This is a genomic window from Lysobacter sp. 2RAF19 (assembly GCF_052115395.1).
GTDB lineage: Bacteria > Pseudomonadota > Gammaproteobacteria > Xanthomonadales > Xanthomonadaceae > Noviluteimonas.
In genome coordinates, this window is sequence record NZ_JBFRGO010000003.1 from 110698 (window position 1) to 133172 (window position 22475).

Consider the following 22475-nt stretch of genomic DNA (forward strand, 5'->3'; position numbering starts at 1 on the left):
AATCAGGTGACGGAAACAGCTTGCCGCGGACGCGCGATCCGCGCGCCCAGCAAGGCCATCGGAACGGGCAGGACGATGCCGAGGATCGCCACCCACGTCGGGTGATTCGGCACGATCAGGATCATCCCGATCACGCCGAGCAGGACGAAGAGCGCGACGACGACCGATGCGGTGCGCGGCCATGCGCGCGAGATCTTCGCGGCGACCCAACCGCCGGCGAATGCGCCGGCGACCCACGCGAGCACGAGCATGGCGAGCGCTGCGAACGGCGCGGCCGCAAGGATCGCGGCGAGATTGGCTGTCTGTGTCGGATCCAAGCCCTTCGGCGGGGGATACAGCAGATGGCTGCCGTATTCGACGCCCGCGATGACGATGTACATCACCACCAGGCCGGCGAGCACGCCGAGCACGCATTGCACGATCGCCTTGCCCATTCCTCGTCACTCCGCACGCAGTGGCATCAGCATGCACGTGCGCCCGCGCGGCCTGCAAGACGTCCTTCGCACGGAGCGGCGTAGACTCGCCGTCGCCTCCGTCATCGGATCCCCGCACCATGGCCGGACACCAACGCACCCTCAACCTGCGCTTCCTCGCCGAACCCTCCGACGTCAACTACGGCGGCAAGGTGCACGGCGGTGTGGTGATGAAGTGGATCGACCAGGCCGGCTATGCCGCCGCGGTCGGGTGGGCCGGGAAGTACTGCGTGACCGTCGCGGTCGGTGGCATCCGCTTCGTCGCGCCGGTGCGGATCGGCGACCTGGTGACGGTGTCGGCGACGCTCGCGCGCACGGGCACCAGTTCGATGCAGTTCGCCGTCGACGTGCGCGCCCGCGACCCCATGGGCGGGGAAGGGCGCCTGTGTACCCATTGCATCATCGTGTTCGTGGCGCTCGATGGCGTCGAAGGCAAGCCGGTGCCCGTGCCGCCGTGGGTGCCGGCCACCGACGAGGACCGCGCGATGGCCGAGGAAGCCGACCGGATGATGCAGGCCGTGCGCGACCCGGCGGCGCCCCCCTGAAATGCAGAAGGCCGCCTTCCGGCGGCCTTCGATGCGGGTTGCGCGATGCGATCACATCGCGACGCGGCGGCCCTGCAGGTAACGACCCGACCAGTAGCTCGAGGCCAGGCTGTCCACGCGCACGTCCTTGCCGCGGCTCGGCGCGTGCAGGAAGCGGCCTTCGCCGACGTAGATGCCGACGTGGGTCACGCGGCCGCGCAGGCCGAAGAACACCAGGTCGCCCGGCGCCAGCGACGAACGATCGACCGCTTCGCCCGTGGTGGCCATCTGGCGCGAGACGCGCGGCAGTTCCATGCCCAGCACGCTGCGATAGACGTAGCCGACCAGGCCGCTGCAATCGAAACCGTCGGTGGACTCGCCGCCCCAGCGATAGGGCGTGCCGAGCAGCGACATCGCCTTGCTGAGGACGCCGGAGATGCGTTCGGTCAGCTTGGGTTTCTGCTGCTGGTCGAGGACGGCGTTGGGATCCAGTTCGGCCAAGTCGCCGAAGATCGGGCGCACCTTGAGGGGCGCGGCCATCTTGATCGGGGTATCGAGCTGCACGGCCGATTGCGTGCCGGCCGCCACGACATTGGCGTCCTGGGCGAAAGCATTGGTGGCGGCGACGCAAAGCGCGGCGGCACACAGGAAACGGAGCGCGCCCGCGCGGATGCGCAGGGCGGTGGTGGCGGTTTGGCCAGTTGTCGCGTTGGTCGTCACGAAGCCATCACTGAATCGAAGTCCGGGCGACCTTACCGGCTGACGACCGGGTGAAGGTTCAAAAATCGTTAGCGCGGCGTGAACCCATGCAAGATTCGTGACCGGTCTTCGTATTCATCCACGTGCCACGGCCGCTTGATTTTCTGAATGCGCCCTAGCGCAGGACCCGGCGGGCACCGGCGTAATGCTGGGCCCAGTAAGGGCCGTCGAGGTGGTCCAGGCGGACCGTGCCACCGGTACTCGGGGCGTGGACGAAGCGCCCTTCGCCGACATAAATGCCCACGTGCGTCACCGTGCTGCCGCTGGAAAAGAACACCAGGTCGGCCGCGGCCAGGCGATCGACGTCGACCTTGGGCCCGCCCGATGCGGCCAGATCCCGCGAGGTCCGCGGCAACTGCACCGCCGCCATGTCGTGGAAGACGTAATTGACCAGGCCGCTGCAATCGAAGCCGCCTTCGGGGGTGTTGCCGCCCCAGCGATACGGCGTGCCGACCAGGCCGATGGCGCGCATCAACACGGCGTTGGCGCGGGCCGGATCGGCCGGTTCGATGACCGGCCAGCTGCGCGGCATCGCGACGCGCGCGCTCGGCGCGGGCGCGCGCACCGCCGGCCCGCCGCCGCACGACGCGAGCAGCACCGTCGCCAACAAAAGAAGGAGTGGGCGGACCCGCGCTGGCGCGGGTGCCGGGATGCCCGGATAATGCGCGACCCCGCGGGCCGTGCTGCGTTCGGCGTTCATTCGCCGGCGAGTTTGGCCGCTTTCACGCGGCGCTAGCAAGCGCCCCCATCGTGCCTGCGCATCGCCAGGCCACCGGAACCCCGATGAAGATCGAAAAAGACCGCGTCGTCCGCTTCCATTACACCGTCAACGAGCGCACCGCCCACGAAGCGGGCGAAACGCCGATCGAGTCCTCGGCCGACCGCGACCCGCTCGCGATCCTGATCGGCCACGGCAACATCATCCCGGGCCTGGAGAAGGCGATGGAAGGGCACGAGGCCGGCGACAAGTTCGGCGTGGACGTGGCCGCGGCCGATGCCTACGGCGAGATCAAGGAAGGCCTGAGCCAGCGCGTGCCGAAGAAGCACTTCGGCAACCAGCGCCTGGCCCCGGGCATGCAGGTGGTGCTCAACACCAACTTCGGCCCGCGCGCGGTGACGATCCAGAAGGTCGGCATGAGCGTGGTCGACGTCGACCTCAACCACCCGATGGCCGGCAAGGACCTGCACTTCGACGTGGAGATCGTCGACGTGCGCGAAGCCAGCGCCGAAGAGCTGGAGCACGGCCACGTGCACGGCGATGGCGGCCACCATCATTAAAACGGCTCGGGCCTGTCGTCCCACTGACTTCCGGCCCTGACCGGCGGGCCCTCCGCGTGGCGTAATCGCGCCACCCGGAGGGCACCATGACCGAAACACGCTTCACGCCGATCGGCACGAACGACCGCATCACGACGCTCGACGTCATCCGCGGCGTCGCGCTGTTCGGCATCCTCCTGATGAACGTCGAGTTCTTCAACCGGCCCATCAGCCAGCTCGACATCGGCCTGCCGGGCGGAATCACCGGCATCGATTTCTGGGCCGGGTGGTTCGTCCACGTGTTCATCCGCAGCAAGTTCTGGACGATGTTCTCGCTGCTGTTCGGCATGGGCTTCGCGGTGATGCTCGGCCGCGCGCAGGCCGCGGGGCGGCCGTTCCTGGCGCCTTACGTGCGCCGCACGCTCGCCCTGGCGCTGTTCGGTTTCCTGCATTGCGTGTTCCTCTGGAACGGCGACATCCTCTTCGATTACGCGATGGCCGCGGCCTTCCTGCTGATCGTCTTCCACGCCAGGCCCAAGGTGTTGCTGTGGGTCGCGGGGATTGCATTCGGTGTCGCGGCGGTGTCGGGCGCCGCGTATTTCCTCGGGCACGAACAAAAGATCTGGGCGCCGTCGCTCGCGTTGGGTGGGCCGGTACTCGTCCTCGGCGTGATCGCCTGCGCGATCGGCAAATGGCCGGCGAACGGGCTGCGCAATGCGGGCTTGGTGTTGTTCCTGCTGCCGTGTGTCGGGTTGTTGATCGGCGGCCTGGCGACGCCGCAGACCACGCAAGCGCAACGCGACCGCGCCGCGTTGGTCGATGCGAAGACACCGGAAGAACGCGCCGAGCTGAAGAAATCGCTCGACGAGCGCGCGAAGGCCTACAAGGAACACGACGACAAGGTCGCGACCGAGCGTCGCCTCAACGCGAGCGGTACGTACGCGGACAACGTCGCGTTCCGCCTGCGCGAATGGCCGCAGGACGCGGTCAGCCACATTCCCTTCTCGCTGACCTTCGTGCTGGGCATGTTCCTGATCGGCGCGTGGTTCATCCGATCGGGCCTGATGACGCAACCGGCCGCGTACCTGGACTTCTACCGGAAGATGGCCTTGTTCGGCATTCCGTTCGGCATCGGCCTGTCGATCGTCGGCGCGGCGATCGCCTCCACGCACGTGCGCGGCATCAACGATGCCTTGTTCACCTTCTCGCAGGGCCTGATGCTCATCGCCTCGCTGCCTGCGTGCCTCGGGTACGTCGCGGCGATCGTGCTGATGTTCCATTCGCCGCGCTTGCGCGGGTTCGTGGCGCCCTTCGCGCAGGCCGGGCGCATGGCGCTTAGCGTTTACATCTCGATGTCCGTGGTCGGCACGCTGTTTTTCTACGGGTATGGCCTGGGCCACTACGGCATGGGCCGCGCGTGGCAGTTGCTCTGGTGCGTGGCGGTGTTCGCGGTGTTGCTCGTGCTGGCGAACCTGTGGCTCAAGCGCTTCCGCTACGGCCCGCTGGAATGGACGTGGCGCGCGATCACCTACCTGCGCGCGCCGTCGATGCGCCAGGAGCGCCTCGCGCCCGCCTGAGGCAAGACGTTCGGCGCGTCGCGTGGCATGCTGTCAGGCCTTGGAAGGCCCGCGGCAAGGGATCACGCGACACGATGCAGGGGACGACTCGGGACGACGACATCCTGGTAGCCGGCGGCGGCGCCGTCGGTCTTGCGTGCGCGATCGCGCTGCTGGACGCGGGCCGCAGTGTCCGCCTGATCGAAGCCACGCACATCGGCGCGGGCGCATCGCATGGCAACTGCGGCACGATCACGCCGAGCCACGCCGGCCCGCTCGCGCAGCCGGGCATGATCCAGACCGCGCTGCGCATGATGTTGCAGCCCGACGCACCGCTGTACATCCGCCCGCGCGTGGATCCGGTGTTGTGGCGTTGGTTGCTGCGCTTCGCCGCGCGCTGCAACGTGCGCGATTTCGAACACAGCGCACGCGCGAAGGGCGCATTGCTCAACGATTCCCGCGTGCGCCTGGGCGAATGGATCCGCGATTTGTCGCTCGAATGCGAATTCGTCGAATCCGGCGAGGATTACGTGTTCCGCGATGCGCACCGCATGGCGCACGACTACGGCGAAGCGCCCTTGCTGCGCGACTTGGGCGTGCAGGTCGACGTGTTCGACGGCCCCGACTACGAAGCACTCGAACCGGCGTTGAAACCCGGCGTCGCCGGCGTGATCCGTTTCGCGGGCGATGCCGCGCTGCGCCCCGATCGTTATGTCGACGAACTCGCGCGCGCCTTCCGCGCCAAGGGCGGCGAGATCGTCGAAGGCTGCGCGTTGCAAACCATCGAACGCGACGGCGATGCCTGGCGCGTGCGCACATCGGCCGGCACCTATCGCGCGCGCGAGATCGTGTGCGCGCTCGGTGCATGGACGCCGCGCCTGGCCGATGCGATCGGCCTGTCCGGCCTGCGCGGCGCGATGCAACCGGGCAAGGGCTATTCGATCACCTACGATCCGCCCGCGCGCGTTCCGAAGCATCCATTGGTCTTGCGCGAACGCCAGGTCTGCGTGACCGCGTGGCCCAGCGGCTACCGCCTCGGCAGCACGATGGAGTTCTCCGGCTTCGACGACACACTCAACGACCGCCGCCTGTCGGCGCTCGAACGCGGCGCCGCCGAATACCTGCACGAACCCGTCGGCCCGGTCGTGCGCGAGCGCTGGTTCGGCTGGCGCCCGATGACCTGCGACGACATCCCGATCATCGGCCCGGTGCCGCGCCGCGACGGCATCTGGCTCGCGACGGGCCACGGCATGATGGGCATCGGCATGAGCACGGGCACCGGGCAACTCATCGCGGACCTGGTCACCGGCCGTGCGCCTGCGATCGATCCGGCGCCGTACGCGCCCTCGCGCTTCGCATAGGCCTAAACTCCGGCGCCATGGACACGATCTTCGCGCTGCATCGCGGCACCGCGCCGCTGTTGGTCAGCCTGCCGCACGATGGCAGCGAAATTCCCCCCGCGCTCGCGCAACGCATGGTCGAACGCGCGCGCATCGCACCCGACACCGATTGGCACGTCGCGCGCCTGTACGAAGTCGCGCACGCACTCGGTGCTTCGATCCTGCGGCCGCGATACTCGCGTTACGTCGTCGACCTCAACCGCCCGCCCGACGACGTGTCCCTGTATCCGGGCCAGAACACGACCGGCCTGTGCCCGGCCGTGCAATTCACCGGCGATCCGGTCTACCTCGAAGGTCAGGCACCCGACGAAAACGAAGTCGCCCAACGCGTCGACACCTATTGGCGCCCGTACCACGAAGCCCTGCAAGGCGAACTGCGCCGCCTGCATGAAACGCACGGCCGCGTTGTGCTGTGGGAAGGCCACACCATCAAAGGCAGCGCCTTGCCGTTCCTGTTCGAAGGACGACTGCCGGACCTCAACCTGGGCACCTCGGGCGGCGCGAGCTGTTCACCGACGCTGCAGGGCAAGCTCGAAGGCGTCCTCGCCGCACAGACCGAATTCGACTGGGTCGCCAACGGACGCTTCAAGGGCGGCTACATCACCCGCCACTACGCCGCGCCCACGCAGGGCATCGACGCCGTGCAACTGGAAATGAGCCAGCGCCTGTACATGGACGAAGACACGTTCGACTACGCGCCGGTGCGCGCGGCGCGCGCGCAGGCCGTGATCCGAAAACTGCTGGAAGCGGCGATCGGATAGCAGCGCGAACGCTCTTCGAGGACGTCACTTCTGACCGACGCCTCGCCACGCGGCGACGCTTCACCTGACCTGAGATGGCGGCCTCTTCGACAACAATCGGGGCAGTGCGAAGCGCGCTTCGCACCGGCAGAACGAATGCTCGAGCGAATCCCCCGATCGAGAGCCAACGCACGAAAGTTGATGCCCCAGCGTTGTGGGTTTCAAATTTTTTTCCCAAAAAAATTTGGAACCCACGACGTTCGGGCGGCGCGTCAATGACGAAGGTCGCGCTCTTGCTGTTCCGAGCAGCCAACAAAAAGGGCGACCCGAAGGCCGCCCTTGTCTTTGTCTCGCGTCCGCAACCGTTACGGCGAAGTAGCGACCTTCGCATTCGGCCCGATGTACTTGTCCAGGAACGTTTCCATGCGGCGATACAGCTCCGCGATATTCTGCGGATTGGAGAAACCGTGGCCCTCGCCGCTCCCCAACATGACCTCCGGCGACTGCCCGATGTCCTTGAGCGCACCCTCCATCACACGGAACTGATTCATGCCGACATTGTCGTCGGACTTGCCGTGCACCAACATCACCGGCACCTTGATCTCCCCCGCGCGCTTGGCCGGCGACTGCGTGGCCAGCGCCGCCATGTCGGTGCCGAGCGAACGCGCATACCAGCGCTCGATCTCCTCCGAATCGGCTTCCTTGCTCTTGCTCAGCAACGGCAAGTCGTACACCCCGACATAACCGATGGCGCACTTGTACATGCCGGGATTGAGGATCGGCTGCATCATCGCCGAGTAACCGCCGAACGAAGCACCGTACATGCAGATGCGGTTGGGATCGGCCAACTTCTGGTCGATCGCGTACTTCACGCCGTCGGTGATGTCGTTCTGGATCATCACGCCCCACTGCTTGAAGGCCTGGTTCGAGAAGCTCGTGCCGCGCCCGCCGGAACCACGGTAGTTCACCTGGAGCACGCCGTAACCACGGCTGGCCAGGAATTGCACGTCGGCGTTCCATTCCCACTCGTCGGCCGGGCCGTACGGGCCGCCATGCGGCATCACCACCAGCGCCTGCGGGCCCGGAGCGGCCCCCACGGGTGCGGTGTAGTAGCCGTAGAGCTTGGCGCCATCGCGCGTGGTGAATTCGATCGGCTTCATCGACGCGACCTGCTTGCCGTCGAACCACGGCATGCGCGAACCGATCTGCACGATCTTGTTGTTGTTCGCACGATCCAGCAGGTAGTAGTTGCCTGGCACGCGATCGCTGAGCGCGGAGAACAACACCTTCTGGTCGTCGCGCGTGAACTGCAGGAAGTGGACCATCTGGCCCTTGAACCTCTGCATCAGGCCGGCGTGCAACTTCGCCCACTCGCTGTTGGGGTCGAAGTACTGCACGGCCGGACCCGGCGCTTCGAACGTCACGCCGAAGGGCACGCCCTTGCGGCCGCCGACCATGATGCCGCCGACATTCACGCCGTCGCGGTTGATGATCTTCGTGCGCGTGCCGGCAGCGAGGTCCACCTTGTACAACGTGGTCGCTTCCTGCGCGTCGGAGATCGCCGCGTAGAACGTGTTGTTGTCTTCGGCGATGTAGCCTTCCTCGATCGAATAGCCGGCGATCGACTTGGGCAGGGGCGTCCACGCCGAGGTGGGCGTCGGGCGGTAGGACATCCGCGGCGTGCCGTCCTTGGCCTCGGAGAAGGCCACGCGGGCGATGCCGTCGTGGTCGTAGACCAGCGAGCTGTCGACGTCGCCGTCCTTGATGCGCTCCACTTCGTGGCGCTCGCCGGTGCGGGTGTCGACCTTGAACACCACCGTGTCGCCGTCTTCGCCGCACTGCGAGGGCCAGCAGTAGAACTTCACCAGCGCCTTGCCCGGTTCCTTGTCGAGCGGGCCGGACATGAACGCCCAGCCCATGTCCTTGTTGCGGCCGGTGCGCGCGCCGTCGTCGGGAATGAAGGCGAACAACGTGCGCTGCTTGTCGCCGGTGATGTTCGTGGACATCAGCTCGCCGAGGTTGCTCTTGAACTGCTGGAGCGGGAAACGCTTGGCGCGCTGCACCGTGATCTGGTCGTCGTCGGTCCAGGTCACGTCCATCACGTGCGAATTCTGGCCGAAGCGCAGGACCTTGACCGTCGAGTTGTCCGACAGCCGCACGACCTGCAGGTTGGTTTCCTTGCCGTCGGCCGAGGGCAGGGCGAAGGCGAGGTATTCGCCGGTTGGCGAGAGCGCGACTTCGTCGATCTCCGGGTACTTGGCGAAATCCTCGACCGAAATCTGTTGGGCCATCGCCGGTGCGGCGACGAGCGCGAGCGCGCCGAACCAGCGCGCGAGTGTGGTGCGTTGCATTGCGACTTCCTGTGCTTGAGCCTCTCCCCGAGGCCTGCGCAGGTTACCGAAGCCCGGCGCCGCAGGCCATGCCGGGCACGTGCGCTTCCGGTAGCGGATCAGACTTCCAGGGTGGCCAGGTCGCCCTTGAGTTCGAGCCAGGTCTTGCGATCGCCCGCACGTTTTTTCGCCAGCAGCATGTCCATGAGCGAGCGCGTCTCCCCGTCGTCGTCGACGGTGAGCTGCACCAGGCGGCGCGTGTCGGGGTGGATCGTGGATTCGCGCAACTGCTGCGGGTTCATTTCGCCCAGGCCCTTGAAGCGGGTGACGTGCACCGCGCCCTTGAGCTTCTCGCGTTCGATGCGCTCCAGCAGCAGGCGCTTTTCCTCTTCGTCCAGCGCGTAGAAGACCTGCTTGCCCACGTCGACGCGGAACAGCGGCGGCATCGCGACGAACACGTGCCCGGCGCCGACCAGCGACGGGAAGTGCTTGAGGAACAGCGCGGTGAGCAGCGTGGCGATGTGCAGGCCGTCGGAGTCGGCGTCGGCCAGGATGATGACCTTGCCGTAGCGCAGGCCGCTGATGTCGTCCTTGCCCGGGTCGCAACCGATGGCCACGGCGAGGTCGTGGACTTCGGTGGAGGCCAGCACGCTGCCGGAGGCCACTTCCCAGGTGTTGAGGATCTTGCCGCGCAGCGGGAGGATCGCCTGGAAGTCCTTGTCGCGGGCCTGGCGCGCGCTGCCGCCGGCCGAATCGCCTTCGACCAGGAACAGTTCGGTGCGCGACAGATCCTGCGAAATGCAGTCGGCGAGCTTGCCGGGCAGGGCGGGGCCCTGCGTGACCTTCTTGCGGACGATCTGCTTTTCGGTCTTCAGGCGCGCACTGGCGCGTTCGATCGCCAGTTGCGCGATGCGCGTGCCCATCTCGGTGTGCTGGTTCAGCCAGAGCGAGAACGCATCGTGCGCGGCGCCTTCGACGAAACCGGCGGCCTGGCGCGAGGACAGGCGTTCCTTGGTCTGCCCGCTGAACTGCGGGTCGGTCATCTTCACCGACAGCACGAAGGCCACGCGGTCCCACACGTCTTCCGGCGCGAGCTTCACGCCGCGCGGCAGCAGGTTGCGGAAATCGCAGAACTCGCGGAGCGCGTCGGTGAAGCCGGTGCGCAGGCCGTTCACGTGCGTGCCGTGCTGCGCGGTGGGAATCAGGTTGACGTAGCTTTCCTGCACGAGCTCGCCTTCGGGCAGCCAGGCCACGGCCCAGTCGACGACCTCGGTGTCTTTCTTCAGCGAGCCGACGAACAGCTCCGGCGGCAGGATCTCGCGCTGGCCTTCGGCATTGAGCTCACCGCGCAGGTAATCGCGCAGCCCATCCTCGTACAGCCACTGCACGCGTTCGCCCGAGGCTTCGTCGAACAGGCTGACGGACAGGCCCGGGCACAACACGGCCTTGGCGCGCAGCAGGTGCTTGAGCGAGCGCAGGTTGAATTTGTTGGTGTCGAAATACTTCGCGTCGGGCCAGAAGCGCAGGCGCGTGCCGGTGTTCTTCTTGCCGACCGAGCCGACGACTTCCAGCTTCGAGGTGCGGTCGCCGTCGGCGAAGGCCATCCGGTACTCGTTGCCGTCGCGCTTGATGAAGACCTCGACCTTCTTCGACAGCGCGTTGACCACGCTCACGCCCACCCCGTGGAGGCCGCCGGAGAAGGTGTAGTTCTTGTTGCTGAACTTGCCGCCCGCGTGGAGGCGCGTGAGGATCAGTTCGACGCCGGGGATCTTCTCCTCGGGGTGGATGTCCACCGGCATGCCGCGGCCGTTGTCGGCCACCTCGGCGCTGCCGTCGGCGTACAGCACGACCTCGATCGCGTCGGCGTGGCCGGCCAGCGCTTCGTCCACGGCGTTGTCGACCACTTCCTGGGCAAGGTGGTTCGGGCGCGCCGTGTCGGTGTACATGCCGGGGCGGCGTTTGACCGGATCGAGCCCGGACAGGACTTCGATGTCGGCGGCGTTGTAGCGGGAATTCATCGCGTGCGGGTCTGCGGGGGACGATCGGCAAGCAGGATAGCGTGAACGGCCCACGCCACGCCGGGGTCGCGGCTGGGGCCCGCTACCGGTAGACTACGGCTTTCCGGAAGCCCCCTTTTCCATGACGCCTCCAGTTTCCAGGACGCCGCTCGTATTCGTTACCGGCGGCGTGGTGTCCTCGCTCGGCAAGGGCATCGCCGCGGCCTCGCTGGCCGCCATCCTCGAAGCGCGCGGTCTGCGCGTGACGATGATGAAGCTCGACCCCTACATCAACGTCGATCCGGGCACGATGAGCCCGTTCCAGCACGGCGAGGTGTACGTCACCGACGACGGCGCCGAAACCGACCTGGACCTCGGCCACTACGAGCGCTTCATCCGCGTGCGCCTGTCGCGCCGCCACTCGGTGACCACCGGCCGCATCTACGAGAACGTGATCCGCAAGGAGCGCCGCGGCGACTACCTGGGCGGCACCGTGCAGGTCATCCCGCACATCACCGACGAGATCAAGCGGTGCATCGACGAGGCCACCGCCGGCTTCGACGTGGGCCTGGTGGAGATCGGCGGCACGGTGGGCGACATCGAGTCGCTGCCCTTCCTCGAAGCCATCCGCCAGATCCGCACCGAACGCGGGCCCGAAGCGGCGCAGTTCATGCACCTCACCCTGGTGCCCTACATCGCCGCGGCCGGTGAGCTGAAGACCAAGCCGACGCAGCACTCGGTGAAGGAATTGCGCTCGATCGGCATCCAGCCCGACATCCTGCTGTGCCGCAGCGAGCAGCCGCTGCCCGACGGCGAGCGCCGCAAGATCGCGCTGTTCACCAACGTGCCGGAGAAAGCGGTCATCTCCGCCGTCGACCTGGACAACATCTACAAGATCCCGATGTGGCTGCATTCCCAGGGCCTGGACCGGATCGTGGTCGAACGCCTGGGCCTGTCGGCCAAGGCGAAGGCCGAAGCCGACCTCTCCGAATGGGAAGCCGTCGTCGATGCCGCCGAGCATCCGGTCGATGACGTCACCATCGCCGTGGTAGGCAAGTACGTCGACCACCAGGACGCGTACAAGTCGCTCGCCGAGGCGCTCAAGCACGGCGGCCTGCGCCAGCGCACGCGCGTGCGCCTGAAGTGGATGGAATCCTCCGAGATCGAGAAGGACGGCGCCAAGGCGCTGGAAGGCGTCGACGGCATCCTCGTGCCCGGCGGTTTCGGCGATCGCGGTTTCGAAGGCAAGGTGATGACCGCGCGTTACGCGCGCGAACACCAGGTCCCGTATTTCGGCATCTGCTACGGCATGCAGGCGGCGGTGGTCGATTACGCGCGCCACGTGCTCAACCTGGCCGACGCCAATTCCACCGAGAACGACAAGCGCAGCGAACATCCGGTGATCGGCCTGATCACCGAATGGCGCACGGCGACGGGCGATGTCGAACGCCGCAGCGAAGAAAGCGACCTGGGCGGCACGATGCGCCTTGGCCTGCAGGACCAGCGCGTCAAACCCGGCACGCTCGCGCACAAGCTCTACGGCAAGGACGTCGTCGGCGAACGCCATCGCCATCGCTACGAGTTCAACAACCGCTATCGCACGCAGTTGGAAGACGCCGGCCTGGTCATCAGCGCGAAGTCGATGGACGACCTGCTCGTGGAGATGGTCGAACTCCCGCAGGCCACGCATCCGTGGTTCCTGGCGTGCCAGGCGCACCCGGAATTCCTGTCCACGCCGCGCGATGGCCATCCGCTGTTCGTCGGTTTCGTGCGCGCCGCGCGCGAGCACAAGGCCGGCGGCCGCCTGCTGAAGGAGGCGAGCGCATGAAGCTCGCGCATTTCGAGGTCGGCATCGACAAACCGTTCTTCCTCATCGCCGGTCCCTGCGTCATCGAATCGATGCAGTTGCAGCTCGACACCGCGGGCACGCTGAAGGAAATCACCAGCGAACTCGGCATTCCCTTCATCTTCAAGTCCAGCTTCGACAAGGCCAATCGCACCTCGGGCACGAGTTTCCGTGGCCCCGGCCTGGAAGAAGGCCTGAAGGTGCTGGCCGAAGTGAAGCGCCAGCTCGGCCTGCCGGTGCTCACCGACGTGCACGAATACACGCCGATGAACGAGGTGGCGAGCGTGGTCGACGTGCTGCAGACGCCGGCCTTCCTGTGCCGCCAGACCGATTTCATCCGCAACGTCGCCAGCGCCGGCAAGCCGGTGAACATCAAGAAGGGCCAGTTCCTCTCGCCGTGGGAAATGAAGCACGTGGCGAACAAGGCGAAGGAAACCGGCAACGAGCAGATCATGGTCTGCGAGCGCGGCGCCAGCTTCGGCTACAACAACCTGGTCAGCGACATGCGTTCGCTGTCGGTGATGCGCGATACCAATTGCCCGGTGGTGTTCGACGCCACCCATTCGGTGCAGCTGCCCGGCGGCGCGGACGGCAAGAGCGGCGGCCAGCGCGAATTCGTGCCGGTGCTCGCGCGCGCGGCGATGGCCGTGGGCATCGCCGGCATCTTCATGGAAACGCACCCCGATCCGGACAAGGCGCTCAGCGACGGCCCCAACGCGTGGCCGCTGCCGAAGATGCGCGCGCTGCTCGAGACGCTGATGGAGCTCGACCGGATCACGAAGAAAAACGGATTCCTGGAAAACCAACTGACCTGATGCCTACCATCTCGAAGATCCACGCGCGCGAAATCCTCGACAGCCGCGGCAATCCCACCCTCGAAGCGGAAGTCACGCTGGCCGACGGCAGTTTCGGCCGCGCGATGGTGCCTTCGGGCGCCTCGACCGGCACCAAGGAAGCGGTAGAGCTGCGCGACGGCGACAAGACGCGCTACCTCGGCAAGGGCGTGAAGACCGCCGTCGCCAATGTCAACACGGCGATCGCCAACGCGCTGCACGGCTTCGACGGCGACCAGGCCGCGCTCGACCACCGCCTGATCGACCTGGACGGCACCGAGAACAAGGGCCGCCTGGGCGCCAATGCGCTGCTCGGCGTGTCGATGGCGAACGCGCACGCAGTTGCCGCCTCGCGCAAGATGCCCTTGTGGCAGTCGCTTTCCAACGGCGCGGCCGTCGAACTCCCCGTGCCGATGATGAACATCGTCAACGGTGGCGCGCATGCCGACAACAACGTCGACCTGCAGGAATTCATGGTGCTGCCCGTCGGCTTCGATTCCTTCGCCGAATCGCTGCGCGCCGGCACCGAGATCTTCCACGCGCTCAAGTCGGTGCTGAAGGGCCGCGGCCTGAGCACGGCCGTCGGCGATGAAGGTGGCTTCGCGCCGGACCTGCGTTCGAATGAGGAAGCACTGGAAACCATCCTCGAAGCGATCGGCAAGGCCGGTTATCGCGCGGGAGAAGACGTGCTGCTCGGCCTGGACGTGGCCTCCAGCGAATTCTTCGAGAACGGCAAGTACAACCTCACCGGCGAAGGCAAGCGCCTGACCTCCGAGCAGTTCGTCGATTTCCTCGCCGGCTGGTGCGCGCAGTACCCGATCATCACGATCGAAGACGGCATGGGCGAACACGACTGGGCCGGCTGGAAGCAGCTCACCCAGCGCCTGGGCGAAAAGGTGCAGCTGGTCGGCGACGATCTGTTCGTCACCAATCCGCGCATCTTCAAGGACGGCATCGAACAGGGCGTGGCCAACGCGATCCTGATCAAGGTCAACCAGATCGGCACGCTGACCGAAACCCTGGAAGCCATCGCGATGGCCGACAAGGCGCGTTATGCGGCCATCGTTTCGCACCGTTCGGGCGAAACCGAGGACACGACGATCGCCGACATCGCGGTGGCCACCACCGCGACGCAGATCAAGACCGGCTCGCTGTGCCGCTCCGATCGCGTGGCCAAGTACAACCAGTTGCTGCGCATCGAAGAGCAGCTCGGCAATGCGGCGCGCTACGCGGGCCGCAACGCCTTCGTGTCGCTGAGGCGCTGAGGCCGCGATGCGCGTCGGCGGCACCTCGCGTGTGATCCTGGCGCTCATCGTGCTGCTGTCGGTGTTGCTTGCGTGGCTGCAGTACAAGCTGTGGTTCGGGCAGGGCGGCGCCGGCCAGGTGCAGGCGCTGTCGGCGCAGGTCGAACACCAGGCGCGCGACAACACGGGGCTTCGCCAGCGCAACGGCGAGGTCGCGGCGGAAGTCGAGGATCTGAAATCGGGCGAGGCCGCGGTGGAAGAGCGCGCGCGCAGCGAGCTGGGCATGATCAAGCCGGGCGAAACCTTCTATCGCGTGGTGGAACCGACCGCGGCGACGAGCGCACCCGCTGCGCCGGCGGTCGGCGATCCGCCCGAGCAAGACGAGGGCGGGCAATGATCTGGGCCATCGTGCCCGCCGCCGGGCGCGGCTCGCGTTACGGTGGCGCAGTTCCCAAGCAATACCTCGACATCGCGGGCGTACCGCTGATCGCCTATTCGATCAGCGCGGTGCTCTCGCATCCGTCGGTCGGCGGCGCGATGGTGGTGTTGTCCGAAGACGATGCGTCGTGGCCGGGCTGGACGGAAATCGACGGCAAGCCGGTGCGCACCTGCATCGGTGGCGCGGAGCGTTGTGATTCGGTCCTCGCGGGCCTTGCGGCATTGCCCGACGACGTGCGTCCCGATGATTTCGTGCTCGTGCACGATGCCGCGCGCCCACACCTGCGTGCGTCGGACCTCGAACGCCTGCTCGATCTCGGCCGCGGCGACCCGGTCGGCGCGATCCTCGCCGCGCCCGTGCGCGACACGCTCAAGCGCGCGGGCAACGACGGCGGCATCGATTCGACACAATCGCGCGACCATCTGTGGCGTGCATTGACGCCGCAGTTGTTCCGCCGCCTGCAACTCACGCGCGCGCTCGAAGCGGCGCGCAACGCAGGCGTGGTGGTCACCGACGAATCGATGGCGATGGAACGCCAGGGCCATCGGCCGTTGCTGGTCGAAGGCAGCGACGACAATTTGAAAGTCACCACGCCGGCGGATTTGCCGCTCGCCGAATTCCTCCTGCGCCTGGCGCGCGAACGTCGCATCCCCGGGGCCACACCATGAACGTCCGCATCGGCAGCGGGTTCGACGTCCACGCATTCGGCCCGGGCGATCATTTGACGCTCGGCGGCGTGCGTGTACCGCACGATCGCGGCGTGATCGCGCATTCCGACGGCGACGTCGTGCTGCACGCGCTGTGCGACGCGATGCTCGGCGCGATGGCGCTGGGCGACATCGGCAAGCACTTCCCGCCGAGCGACGCGCGCTGGAAGGACGCCGACAGCCGTCTGTTCATTCGCCATTGCCGCGCGTTGCTGGCCGAGCATCGTTGGTCGCTCGGCAACGCCGATATCACCGTGATCTGCGAGCGCCCGCGCATCGGCCCGCATGCCGGCGCGATGCGCGGCCTGATCGCCGCCGACCTCGGCGTGGCGGTCGATGCGATTTCGATCAAGGCCACGACCACCGAGACGCTCGGCTTCACCGGCCGCGGGGAAGGCATCGCCGCGCAGGCGGTGTGCCTGCTCGTGCGCGAGTGAGCGTGCATGCTTTCGGCGCGCCCGTGCTGCGGGCGCGGATGCGCGCGACGCCGGAGGATTTCCGCGTCGACGAACTCGATGGCTTCGAAGCGAGCGGTGCGGGCGAACACCTGCTGCTGACGATCCAAAAGCGCGGCATGAACACGGCCTTCGCCGCCAAACGCCTGGCGCAATGGGCCGGCATCGCCGAAATGGGCGTGAGCTACGCCGGCTTGAAGGATCGCCACGCGGTGACCACGCAGCGTTTCAGCGTGCACTTGCCGAAGAAGGTCGCGCCGGACCTGGCCGCGCTCGAATCCGACGACATGCAGGTGCTGCATTCGACCTGGCATTCGCGCAAGTTGCCGCGTGGTGCGCTGGCGGGAAACCGTTTCGTGCTGACGCTGCGCGACGTGCAGGGCGAACACGCCGCGATCGAAGACCGCCTGCGTGCGATCCAGGCACGTGGCGTACCGAATTTCTTCGGCGAACAACGCTTCGGCCGCGAAGGCGACAACGTGGCGCAGGCCTTGCAGATGTTCGAAGGCCGCCGCGTGAAGCGGGAACAACGCACGCTGTTGTTGTCGGCCGCGCGCTCGGCGCTGTTCAATCGCGTGCTGGAGCGGCGCGTGGGCGAGGACACCTGGGATCGCGGGATCGACGGCGATGTCTGGATGCTCGAGGGTTCGCGCAGTGTGTTCGGGCCCGAGCCATTCGACGATGCGCTGTCTGCGCGCTTGGCGAGTTTCGACATCCATCCCACGGGTCCGTTGTGGGGCGAGGGCGACTTGCGCACGACGGGTGCGGCGCGTGCGCTGGAAGAAGCGGCGTTGGATGATGCCGAATCACGCGCCGTGCGTGCCGGGCTCGAAGGGGCGCGTTTGAAACAGGAACGTCGCGCGTTGCGCCTTCGGCCGCAGACGATGGCCTGGGAATGGCCGGCGCACGATGCCCTGCAACTGACCTTCGAATTGCCGCCGGGCAGTTACGCGACGACGGTGTTGGGGCAGGTCGGCGAGATCAGCTAACGCTTCGGCGCCAGCAACACCAGCACCGCGCCGGTGCCGCCCTGGTTCGTCGGTGCCGAGGCGAAGGCCAGCACTTCCGCGCGATGGCGCAGCATCCGGTCGACGAGGTTCTTCAGCGGCGGCGTCTTGCTGTCGCTGTTCAGGCCTTTGCCGTGGATGATCTTCACGCACCCCAGGCCATGTTGCCGCGCATGCACGAGGAACTCGCGCAGCATCGCTTCGGCGTGTCTGGCGTCGGTCCAGTGCAGGTCCAGTTCTTCCTGCGCCGCGTATTCCCCGCGACGCAAGCGCTGCAGGGTGCGCGGCGGGACCGATTCGCGCCGATACGACAGGGCATCGCCCGCTTCGAGCGCATCGGCGGACATCGCGCGGCGGAATTCGCTCAAGGCCTGCGCTTCGTCACGCGCGGCCATGCGCGCGGCCGGGCGCGGGCGCGGCCTGGAGGGCGGGGTGGGTTGCGCGGGCAATTCGCGCACCGGGCCGATTGCGTCGCGGAACAGCGCGGCGTCGTCGACCGGTTCTGGCGGCGGCGGGGGATGCGACTTGCGGACCATGCCGCAAGCCTACTTCAGTCATCGGCTATGATGCGGTGGACGCCGGAAGGACAACTGCTTTGCGCGTATTGGTCAGCAACGACGATGGTGTCGACGCCCCCGGCATCCGGATCCTCGCCCAGGGGCTGCGCGATGCGGGGCATGCCGTCACCGTGGTCGCGCCCGATCGCGACCGCAGCGGCGCCAGCAATTCCCTCACCCTCGACGGCCCCGTGCGCGTGGTCGCGATGGAGGACGGTCGCTTCAAGGTGTACGGCACGCCGACCGACTGCGTGCACGTGGCCATCACCGGCATGCTCGACGAAGAACCCGACCTGGTCGTCTCCGGCATCAACACCTCGGCGAACATGGGCGACGACGTCATCTATTCGGGCACCGTTGCCGCCGCGATGGAAGGCCGCTTCCTCGGCCTGCCGGCGGTCGCGATGTCGCTCGCATCCTCCGACCACGACGGCCGCCATTACGCGACCGCCGCGCGCGCCGCGGTGGAGATCATCGCGCGCCTGAAGGTCGATCCGCTGCCGGCGGACACGATCCTCAACGTGAACGTGCCCGACATCGCGTGGGAAGACGTGCGCGGTTTCGAAGTCACGCGCCTGGGCAACCGCCATCGCGCCGAACCATGCGTGCCGCAAAAGGATCCGCGCGGCCGCACGTGGTGGTGGATCGGCGCGGCCGGCCCCGAACAGGACGCCGGCCCCGGCACCGATTTCCACGCCGTGCGCACCGGGCATATCTCCATCACGCCGATCCACGTCGACCTCACGCGCTACCAGGCGCTCGAACAGGTCGCGAGCTGGGTCGGCGGTTTGGCCGCCGCGTTGCAGGAGGATCGCAAGTGACCGCGCGCATCCGCCTGCAACCCGAAGCGATCGGCATGGGCATGACCTCGCAGCGCGTGCGCGATCGGCTGATCGAACGCCTGCAGGCCACCGGCATTTCCGACGACCGCGTGCTCAACGCGATCCGCGCGGTGCCGCGCCATCTGTTCGTCGATGAAGCACTCGCCACGCGCGCCTACGAAGACACCGCGCTGCCGATCGGCCACGGGCAGACGATTTCGCAGCCGTGGGTGGTCGCGAAGATGACGGAGACGCTGCTCGAAGCGCCGCGCCCCGCCGGTTCGCCGCCGATGCGGGTGCTGGAGATCGGCACCGGTTCGGGCTACCAGGCCGCGATCCTCGCCGCGCTGGGCCTGGAAGTCTTCACCGTCGAACGCATCGGCGAATTGCTGCGCACCGCGCGCAAGCGCTTCCGTTCGCTCGGCTTCAACATCCGCAGCAAGCACGACGACGGCCGCATCGGCTGGCCGGAACTCGCGCCGTTCGACGCGATCATCGTCACCGCTGCCGCGCCTGCGCTGGTCGATGCGCTCACTTCGCAGCTCGCGCCGGGCGGCACGCTCGTGTGCCCCGTCGGCGGCAGCAGCGGTCAAACGCTGATCCGCCTGCGCAAGGATGAAGCCGGCATCGTCGACGAAGCGCAGCTCGCGCCCGTCGTGTTCGTGCCGTTGTTGCCAGGGATGGTGGACTGACGCATGAAGTTGTTCGGACCGCTCTACGAACGCACGATCGCGCTCGCGCGCCACAAGCGCGCGACGACATGGCTGGCCGTGTTGAGTTTCTTCGAAGCGATCATCTTCCCGATCATGCCGGAGGTGATGCTGCTGCCGATGTGCGTGGCGGCGCCGCGGCGCGGGTTCTGGTTCGCGGCCGTGAGCCTGGCCGGTTCGATGGTCGGCGCGGTGATCGGCTATTACCTCGGGCATTACGCGTTCGAAGCGCTCAAGCCCATGTTCGCCGCACTCGGGATGTTGCACGGCATCGAGTCGGGCATCGCCTTGATCCAGGCGAAGATGATCCAGTCGCCTTGGGCGGTGTTCTGGATGCTCGTGCTCGCCGGTTTCTCGCCGATCCCGATGAAGGTGTTCACCTGGTCCTCGGGCGTGGTCGGCGTGCCGATGCTGCCTTACCTTGCGAGCATGTTCGTCGGCCGCGGCAAGCGCGTGTTCCTGTTGGCGCTGCTCATCCGCCTGGGCGGCGAGCGTGCCGAACGCATCCTGCACAAGTACATCGAGCCCATCGGTTGGGTCGCGCTGGTGTTGCTCGCGGCCGTGGTCGGTTTCGTGGTGTGGAAGGCGCGCGGCGGATGAATCCTTCGATCCTTCGAGTCGGCATCGCTGCGGCCTGCGCACTCGCGCTGTCGGCCTGCGGCAGCAGCACCGTGTATCGCACGAAGGCGCCCGCGTCGCCGGCGCCGCGTGTTTCGACGCCCAAGCCGGGCAAGACGGTCGTCGTGAACAAGGGCGACACGATGTACGGCATCGCGTTCCGCAACGGCATCGACGTGCGCGATCTCGCGGCATGGAACGGCATCGGCGCGCCTTACACGATCTATCCGGGGCAGCATCTGCGCCTGTTCCCGAAGGGGTCGACGTCGGTCGCCACGACGACGCCTTCGCGCCCGACGTCGCCGCAAACGACTTCGCCGAAACCCGTCACGCAGCCCGCACCGCGTCCCGTGCCGCCGCCCGCGCCCGTGGCGAGTCCGATCGCGTGGACGTGGCCGGCGAACGGCACGATCCTCAACAGCTATGTCGCAGGCGAACCGACCAAGCAGGGCATCGACATCGCCGGCAACGCCGGCGACCCCGTGCGCGCGGCAGGCGATGGCGTCGTCGTGTATTCGGGCGCAGGGCTGGTCGGTTACGGCGAGCTGATCATCGTCAAGCACAACGACGCGTGGCTCTCGGCCTACGGGCACAACCGCAAGCGCCTGGTCAACGAAGGCCAACTGGTGAAGGCGGGGCAGCAGATCGCGGAAATGGGCCGCACGGGCGCGGCGCGCGAGATGGTGCACTTCGAGATTCGTTACAACGGCAAACCGGTGGATCCGCAGACGTATCTGCCGAAGCGGTAAATCTCAACGCGGGAACATGAACCCCGCGACCACCCGCCGCCCTTCGCCCGCCAACACGCTGTAGGTGCGCGCGACCGCGGCGTTGTCCATCACTTCCAGGCCGATGCCCTGCGACAGGCAGGCGTGCATCACCAGCGCCGGGGGAAACACCTGGCGCGGGCCGGTGCCCAGCAGGATCAATTCGGGTTGCAACGCGAACAGCGGTGCGAGATCGCCCGGTTCCATCGCCTTGGCGTCGGTGACCGGCCAGTCTTCGACCAGCGCCTCGGGGGCGATCACGAAGCTGGCGATGATTTCGCGTTCGTTGACCAGCGCGTGGCGGCCATCGGCGCCGCGCAGGTACCAGGTGTAATCGGGGCGTTCGAGGTTCAGCTGCATGGTGCGCGAACCGGGTGTCAGCCGCGCGGCAGCACGATCTGCCGCTTGTCCTTGCTCGGGCGATACAGGACGGCGGTGTGGCCGATGCGCTGCACCAGTGCCGCGCCGGCGCGCTGCGCCAGGTCCTGGATCATCGCGTCGCGGGCTTCCCGGTCTTCGGCGGCCACCTTCACCTTGATCAGCTCGTGCTGCTCCAGGGCGTTGACGACTTCGGTCACCAGGGCGTCGGTGATGCCCTTGCCCCCGACCTGGAGCATGGCATTGAGCTCGTGCGCCTGGCCACGGAGGAAACGGGTCTGCGCGCTGGTCAACTGAACTGCGGACGGCATTGGACAATCGCGGGGGCTGAACGGGGGAGGGGCAGGGTATCATGGCCACCCAGAGGACCCCCCGCGCATGGCCACCCGCAGCAAGTCCAGCCAGCGCTGGTTGAAGGAACATTTTTCCGACCCCTTCGTGAAGAAGGCCCAGGCCGAGGGCCTGCGCTCGCGCGCGGCCTACAAGCTGGAGGAACTGGTCGAACGCGACCGCCTGCTCAAGCCGGGCATGGTGGTCGTGGACCTCGGCGCGGCGCCCGGCGGCTGGTCGCAATGGGTGCGCGCCGAGCTCGACCGGCTGTCGCACAACGGCACCCAGGACCGCGGCCGCGTGATCGCGCTGGACATTCTGGAGATGCCCGGCCTGGCCGGCGTGGAGTTCCTTCATGGCGATTTCAGGGAGGATGCCGTGTTATCGGCACTGGAGCAGGCCCTGGGCGGGAAGCCCGTCGACCTTGTGCTGAGCGACATGGCCCCCAATAAAAGTGGCGTGGATGCGGTGGACCAACCGCGGGGCATGCATCTGGCCGAGCTGGCGATGGAATTCGCCGACGGCCACCTCAAGCCCGGCGGTACGTTCCTGATCAAGCTGTTCCAGGGCGTGGGGTTCGATGAATACGTGCGGCAGCTGCGGCGGCGTTATGCCAAGGTGGCGATCCGCAAACCGGAGGCTTCGCGCAAGCGGTCGCCGGAGGTTTACGCCCTGGCGCAGGGCAAGCTGGCCGGAACGCCGGCCAACTGAATGATGTGATCGCGAC

Annotated in this window: 25 protein-coding genes; 17 read left to right on the plus strand and 8 right to left on the minus strand. The window is 67.2% G+C overall.

The annotated features are described in order from the left end of the window. Positions 1-2 precede the first annotated feature (2 nt). On the minus strand, positions 3-434 hold the full coding sequence (locus AB4059_RS11925; RefSeq protein WP_498979194.1) for a hypothetical protein: 432 nt from the start codon (positions 432-434) through the stop codon (positions 3-5). Between the two features lie 119 nt (positions 435-553). Here AB4059_RS11925 and AB4059_RS11930 point away from each other — a divergent pair, with 119 nt between their 5' ends. Continuing rightward, positions 554-1018 carry an acyl-CoA thioesterase gene (locus AB4059_RS11930; protein ID WP_498964367.1) on the plus strand — a complete coding sequence of 155 codons (465 nt, stop codon included), beginning with the start codon at positions 554-556 and terminating at the stop codon, positions 1016-1018. Between the two features lie 51 nt (positions 1019-1069). Here AB4059_RS11930 and AB4059_RS11935 read toward each other — a convergent pair whose 3' ends face one another. Together AB4059_RS11935 and AB4059_RS11940 are read right to left on the minus strand one after the other, a co-directional pair. Next, a complete protein-coding gene (locus AB4059_RS11935; RefSeq protein WP_498979694.1) occupies positions 1070-1675 on the minus strand; it encodes a C40 family peptidase in 606 nt (201 codons plus the stop codon). 196 nt (positions 1676-1871) lie between these two features. After that, positions 1872-2456, minus strand: a complete 585-nt coding sequence (locus AB4059_RS11940) for a C40 family peptidase (protein ID WP_498979195.1) — start codon at positions 2454-2456, stop codon at positions 1872-1874. Positions 2457-2539: 83 nt separating this feature from the next. On the opposite strand from AB4059_RS11940, the gene AB4059_RS11945 reads away from it, so the two are divergent. From AB4059_RS11945 to hutG, 4 genes are all read left to right on the plus strand, one after another. Then, positions 2540-3034 carry an FKBP-type peptidyl-prolyl cis-trans isomerase gene (locus AB4059_RS11945; RefSeq protein ID WP_498979196.1) on the plus strand — a complete coding sequence of 165 codons (495 nt, stop codon included), beginning with the start codon at positions 2540-2542 and terminating at the stop codon, positions 3032-3034. 86 nt (positions 3035-3120) lie between these two features. After that, on the plus strand, positions 3121-4590 hold the full coding sequence (locus AB4059_RS11950; protein WP_498979197.1) for a DUF418 domain-containing protein: 1470 nt from the start codon (positions 3121-3123) through the stop codon (positions 4588-4590). A gap of 74 nt (positions 4591-4664) precedes the next feature. Beyond that, a complete protein-coding gene (locus AB4059_RS11955; RefSeq protein ID WP_498979198.1) occupies positions 4665-5930 on the plus strand; it encodes an NAD(P)/FAD-dependent oxidoreductase in 1266 nt (421 codons plus the stop codon). A gap of 17 nt (positions 5931-5947) precedes the next feature. Then, on the plus strand, positions 5948-6730 hold the full coding sequence (gene hutG, locus AB4059_RS11960; RefSeq protein WP_498979199.1) for an N-formylglutamate deformylase: 783 nt from the start codon (positions 5948-5950) through the stop codon (positions 6728-6730). 344 nt (positions 6731-7074) lie between these two features. Here the strand turns inward: hutG and AB4059_RS11965 are convergent, their stop codons facing one another. Next, positions 7075-9060: an alpha/beta hydrolase family protein gene (locus AB4059_RS11965; RefSeq protein ID WP_498979201.1), complete on the minus strand. Its 1986-nt coding sequence runs from the start codon at positions 9058-9060 to the stop codon at positions 7075-7077. A gap of 98 nt (positions 9061-9158) precedes the next feature. After that, a complete protein-coding gene (gene parE, locus AB4059_RS11970) occupies positions 9159-11057 on the minus strand; it encodes a DNA topoisomerase IV subunit B (protein ID WP_498979202.1) in 1899 nt (632 codons plus the stop codon). Positions 11058-11178: 121 nt separating this feature from the next. On the opposite strand from parE, the gene pyrG reads away from it, so the two are divergent. Genes pyrG through truD form a run of 7 tightly spaced genes read left to right on the plus strand, consistent with a single transcriptional unit; the run spans position 11179 to position 17549 of the window. Continuing rightward, positions 11179-12864 carry a CTP synthase gene (pyrG, locus tag AB4059_RS11975; RefSeq protein WP_498979204.1) on the plus strand — a complete coding sequence of 562 codons (1686 nt, stop codon included), beginning with the start codon at positions 11179-11181 and terminating at the stop codon, positions 12862-12864. Beyond that, positions 12861-13697 carry a 3-deoxy-8-phosphooctulonate synthase gene (gene kdsA, locus AB4059_RS11980; RefSeq protein WP_498979206.1) on the plus strand — a complete coding sequence of 279 codons (837 nt, stop codon included), beginning with the start codon at positions 12861-12863 and terminating at the stop codon, positions 13695-13697. The genes pyrG and kdsA overlap by 4 nt, the downstream gene beginning before the upstream one ends. Further along, on the plus strand, positions 13697-14980 hold the full coding sequence (gene eno, locus AB4059_RS11985) for a phosphopyruvate hydratase (RefSeq protein WP_498979208.1): 1284 nt from the start codon (positions 13697-13699) through the stop codon (positions 14978-14980). Before kdsA ends, eno begins: the two co-directional genes overlap by 1 nt. 7 nt (positions 14981-14987) lie before the next feature. Then, the gene (gene ftsB, locus AB4059_RS11990; RefSeq protein ID WP_498979209.1) at positions 14988-15356 is read left to right on the plus strand and encodes a cell division protein FtsB; all 369 of its coding nucleotides are present in this window, start codon (positions 14988-14990) and stop codon (positions 15354-15356) included. After that, the gene (ispD, locus tag AB4059_RS11995) at positions 15353-16066 is read left to right on the plus strand and encodes a 2-C-methyl-D-erythritol 4-phosphate cytidylyltransferase (protein WP_498979211.1); all 714 of its coding nucleotides are present in this window, start codon (positions 15353-15355) and stop codon (positions 16064-16066) included. Before ftsB ends, ispD begins: the two co-directional genes overlap by 4 nt. Next, positions 16063-16542, plus strand: a complete 480-nt coding sequence (ispF, locus tag AB4059_RS12000) for a 2-C-methyl-D-erythritol 2,4-cyclodiphosphate synthase (protein WP_498979212.1) — start codon at positions 16063-16065, stop codon at positions 16540-16542. Before ispD ends, ispF begins: the two co-directional genes overlap by 4 nt. 2 nt (positions 16543-16544) lie before the next feature. Next, positions 16545-17549, plus strand: coding sequence for a tRNA pseudouridine(13) synthase TruD (gene truD / locus AB4059_RS12005; RefSeq protein ID WP_498979213.1), 1005 nt, complete (start codon positions 16545-16547; stop codon positions 17547-17549). Here the strand turns inward: truD and AB4059_RS12010 are convergent. Next, positions 17546-18103, minus strand: coding sequence for a Smr/MutS family protein (locus AB4059_RS12010; RefSeq protein ID WP_498979215.1), 558 nt, complete (start codon positions 18101-18103; stop codon positions 17546-17548). The genes truD and AB4059_RS12010 overlap by 4 nt on opposite strands. A 59-nt stretch (positions 18104-18162) precedes the next feature. Here AB4059_RS12010 and surE point away from each other — a divergent pair, with 59 nt between their 5' ends. The 4 genes from surE to AB4059_RS12030 are packed head-to-tail and all read left to right on the plus strand — an operon-like array spanning position 18163 to position 21022. Beyond that, positions 18163-18945, plus strand: coding sequence for a 5'/3'-nucleotidase SurE (gene surE / locus AB4059_RS12015; RefSeq protein ID WP_498979216.1), 783 nt, complete (start codon positions 18163-18165; stop codon positions 18943-18945). Beyond that, the gene (locus tag AB4059_RS12020) at positions 18942-19637 is read left to right on the plus strand and encodes a protein-L-isoaspartate(D-aspartate) O-methyltransferase (protein ID WP_498979217.1); all 696 of its coding nucleotides are present in this window, start codon (positions 18942-18944) and stop codon (positions 19635-19637) included. Before surE ends, AB4059_RS12020 begins: the two co-directional genes overlap by 4 nt. A gap of 3 nt (positions 19638-19640) precedes the next feature. Further along, positions 19641-20255: a YqaA family protein gene (locus AB4059_RS12025; RefSeq protein ID WP_498979218.1), complete on the plus strand. Its 615-nt coding sequence runs from the start codon at positions 19641-19643 to the stop codon at positions 20253-20255. Beyond that, positions 20252-21022 (plus strand): peptidoglycan DD-metalloendopeptidase family protein, encoded by a 771-nt coding sequence (locus AB4059_RS12030; protein WP_498979219.1) that lies wholly within the window; start codon positions 20252-20254, stop codon positions 21020-21022. The genes AB4059_RS12025 and AB4059_RS12030 overlap by 4 nt, the downstream gene beginning before the upstream one ends. 3 nt (positions 21023-21025) lie before the next feature. On the opposite strand, the gene AB4059_RS12035 is transcribed toward AB4059_RS12030, so the two are convergent. After that, positions 21026-21400 (minus strand): Mth938-like domain-containing protein, encoded by a 375-nt coding sequence (locus AB4059_RS12035; protein WP_498979220.1) that lies wholly within the window; start codon positions 21398-21400, stop codon positions 21026-21028. Positions 21401-21417: 17 nt separating this feature from the next. Then, on the minus strand, positions 21418-21729 hold the full coding sequence (gene yhbY / locus AB4059_RS12040; RefSeq protein ID WP_498979221.1) for a ribosome assembly RNA-binding protein YhbY: 312 nt from the start codon (positions 21727-21729) through the stop codon (positions 21418-21420). Positions 21730-21796: 67 nt separating this feature from the next. Between yhbY and rlmE the strand changes: the two genes are divergently transcribed. Further along, complete coding sequence (gene rlmE / locus AB4059_RS12045; protein WP_498979222.1) at positions 21797-22459, plus strand: 23S rRNA (uridine(2552)-2'-O)-methyltransferase RlmE; 663 nt, start codon at positions 21797-21799, stop codon at positions 22457-22459. Positions 22460-22475 lie beyond the last annotated feature (16 nt).

What these genes read in the sequence shown, in the direction of transcription:
- AB4059_RS11950 (WP_498979197.1), top strand. Translation starts at nt 3,121, where the DNA reads ATGACCGAAACACGCTTCACGCCGATCGGCACGAACGACCGCATCACG.
- hutG (WP_498979199.1), top strand. Translation starts at nt 5,948, where the DNA reads ATGGACACGATCTTCGCGCTGCATCGCGGCACCGCGCCGCTGTTGGTC.
- AB4059_RS11965 (WP_498979201.1), bottom strand. Translation starts at nt 9,060, where the DNA reads ATGCAACGCACCACACTCGCGCGCTGGTTCGGCGCGCTCGCGCTCGTC.
- eno (WP_498979208.1), top strand. Translation starts at nt 13,697, where the DNA reads ATGCCTACCATCTCGAAGATCCACGCGCGCGAAATCCTCGACAGCCGC.
- AB4059_RS12035 (WP_498979220.1), bottom strand. Translation starts at nt 21,400, where the DNA reads ATGCAGCTGAACCTCGAACGCCCCGATTACACCTGGTACCTGCGCGGC.
- yhbY (WP_498979221.1), bottom strand. Translation starts at nt 21,729, where the DNA reads ATGCCGTCCGCAGTTCAGTTGACCAGCGCGCAGACCCGTTTCCTCCGT.
- AB4059_RS12010 (WP_498979215.1), bottom strand. Translation starts at nt 18,103, where the DNA reads ATGGTCCGCAAGTCGCATCCCCCGCCGCCGCCAGAACCGGTCGACGAC.
- AB4059_RS12025 (WP_498979218.1), top strand. Translation starts at nt 19,641, where the DNA reads ATGAAGTTGTTCGGACCGCTCTACGAACGCACGATCGCGCTCGCGCGC.
- pyrG (WP_498979204.1), top strand. Translation starts at nt 11,179, where the DNA reads ATGACGCCTCCAGTTTCCAGGACGCCGCTCGTATTCGTTACCGGCGGC.
- AB4059_RS11955 (WP_498979198.1), top strand. Translation starts at nt 4,665, where the DNA reads ATGCAGGGGACGACTCGGGACGACGACATCCTGGTAGCCGGCGGCGGC.
- kdsA (WP_498979206.1), top strand. Translation starts at nt 12,861, where the DNA reads ATGAAGCTCGCGCATTTCGAGGTCGGCATCGACAAACCGTTCTTCCTC.
- ispF (WP_498979212.1), top strand. Translation starts at nt 16,063, where the DNA reads ATGAACGTCCGCATCGGCAGCGGGTTCGACGTCCACGCATTCGGCCCG.
- AB4059_RS11930 (WP_498964367.1), top strand. Translation starts at nt 554, where the DNA reads ATGGCCGGACACCAACGCACCCTCAACCTGCGCTTCCTCGCCGAACCC.
- AB4059_RS11945 (WP_498979196.1), top strand. Translation starts at nt 2,540, where the DNA reads ATGAAGATCGAAAAAGACCGCGTCGTCCGCTTCCATTACACCGTCAAC.
- AB4059_RS11925 (WP_498979194.1), bottom strand. Translation starts at nt 434, where the DNA reads ATGGGCAAGGCGATCGTGCAATGCGTGCTCGGCGTGCTCGCCGGCCTG.
- ispD (WP_498979211.1), top strand. Translation starts at nt 15,353, where the DNA reads ATGATCTGGGCCATCGTGCCCGCCGCCGGGCGCGGCTCGCGTTACGGT.
- AB4059_RS11940 (WP_498979195.1), bottom strand. Translation starts at nt 2,456, where the DNA reads ATGAACGCCGAACGCAGCACGGCCCGCGGGGTCGCGCATTATCCGGGC.
- parE (WP_498979202.1), bottom strand. Translation starts at nt 11,057, where the DNA reads ATGAATTCCCGCTACAACGCCGCCGACATCGAAGTCCTGTCCGGGCTC.
- AB4059_RS12030 (WP_498979219.1), top strand. Translation starts at nt 20,252, where the DNA reads ATGAATCCTTCGATCCTTCGAGTCGGCATCGCTGCGGCCTGCGCACTC.
- rlmE (WP_498979222.1), top strand. Translation starts at nt 21,797, where the DNA reads ATGGCCACCCGCAGCAAGTCCAGCCAGCGCTGGTTGAAGGAACATTTT.
- ftsB (WP_498979209.1), top strand. Translation starts at nt 14,988, where the DNA reads ATGCGCGTCGGCGGCACCTCGCGTGTGATCCTGGCGCTCATCGTGCTG.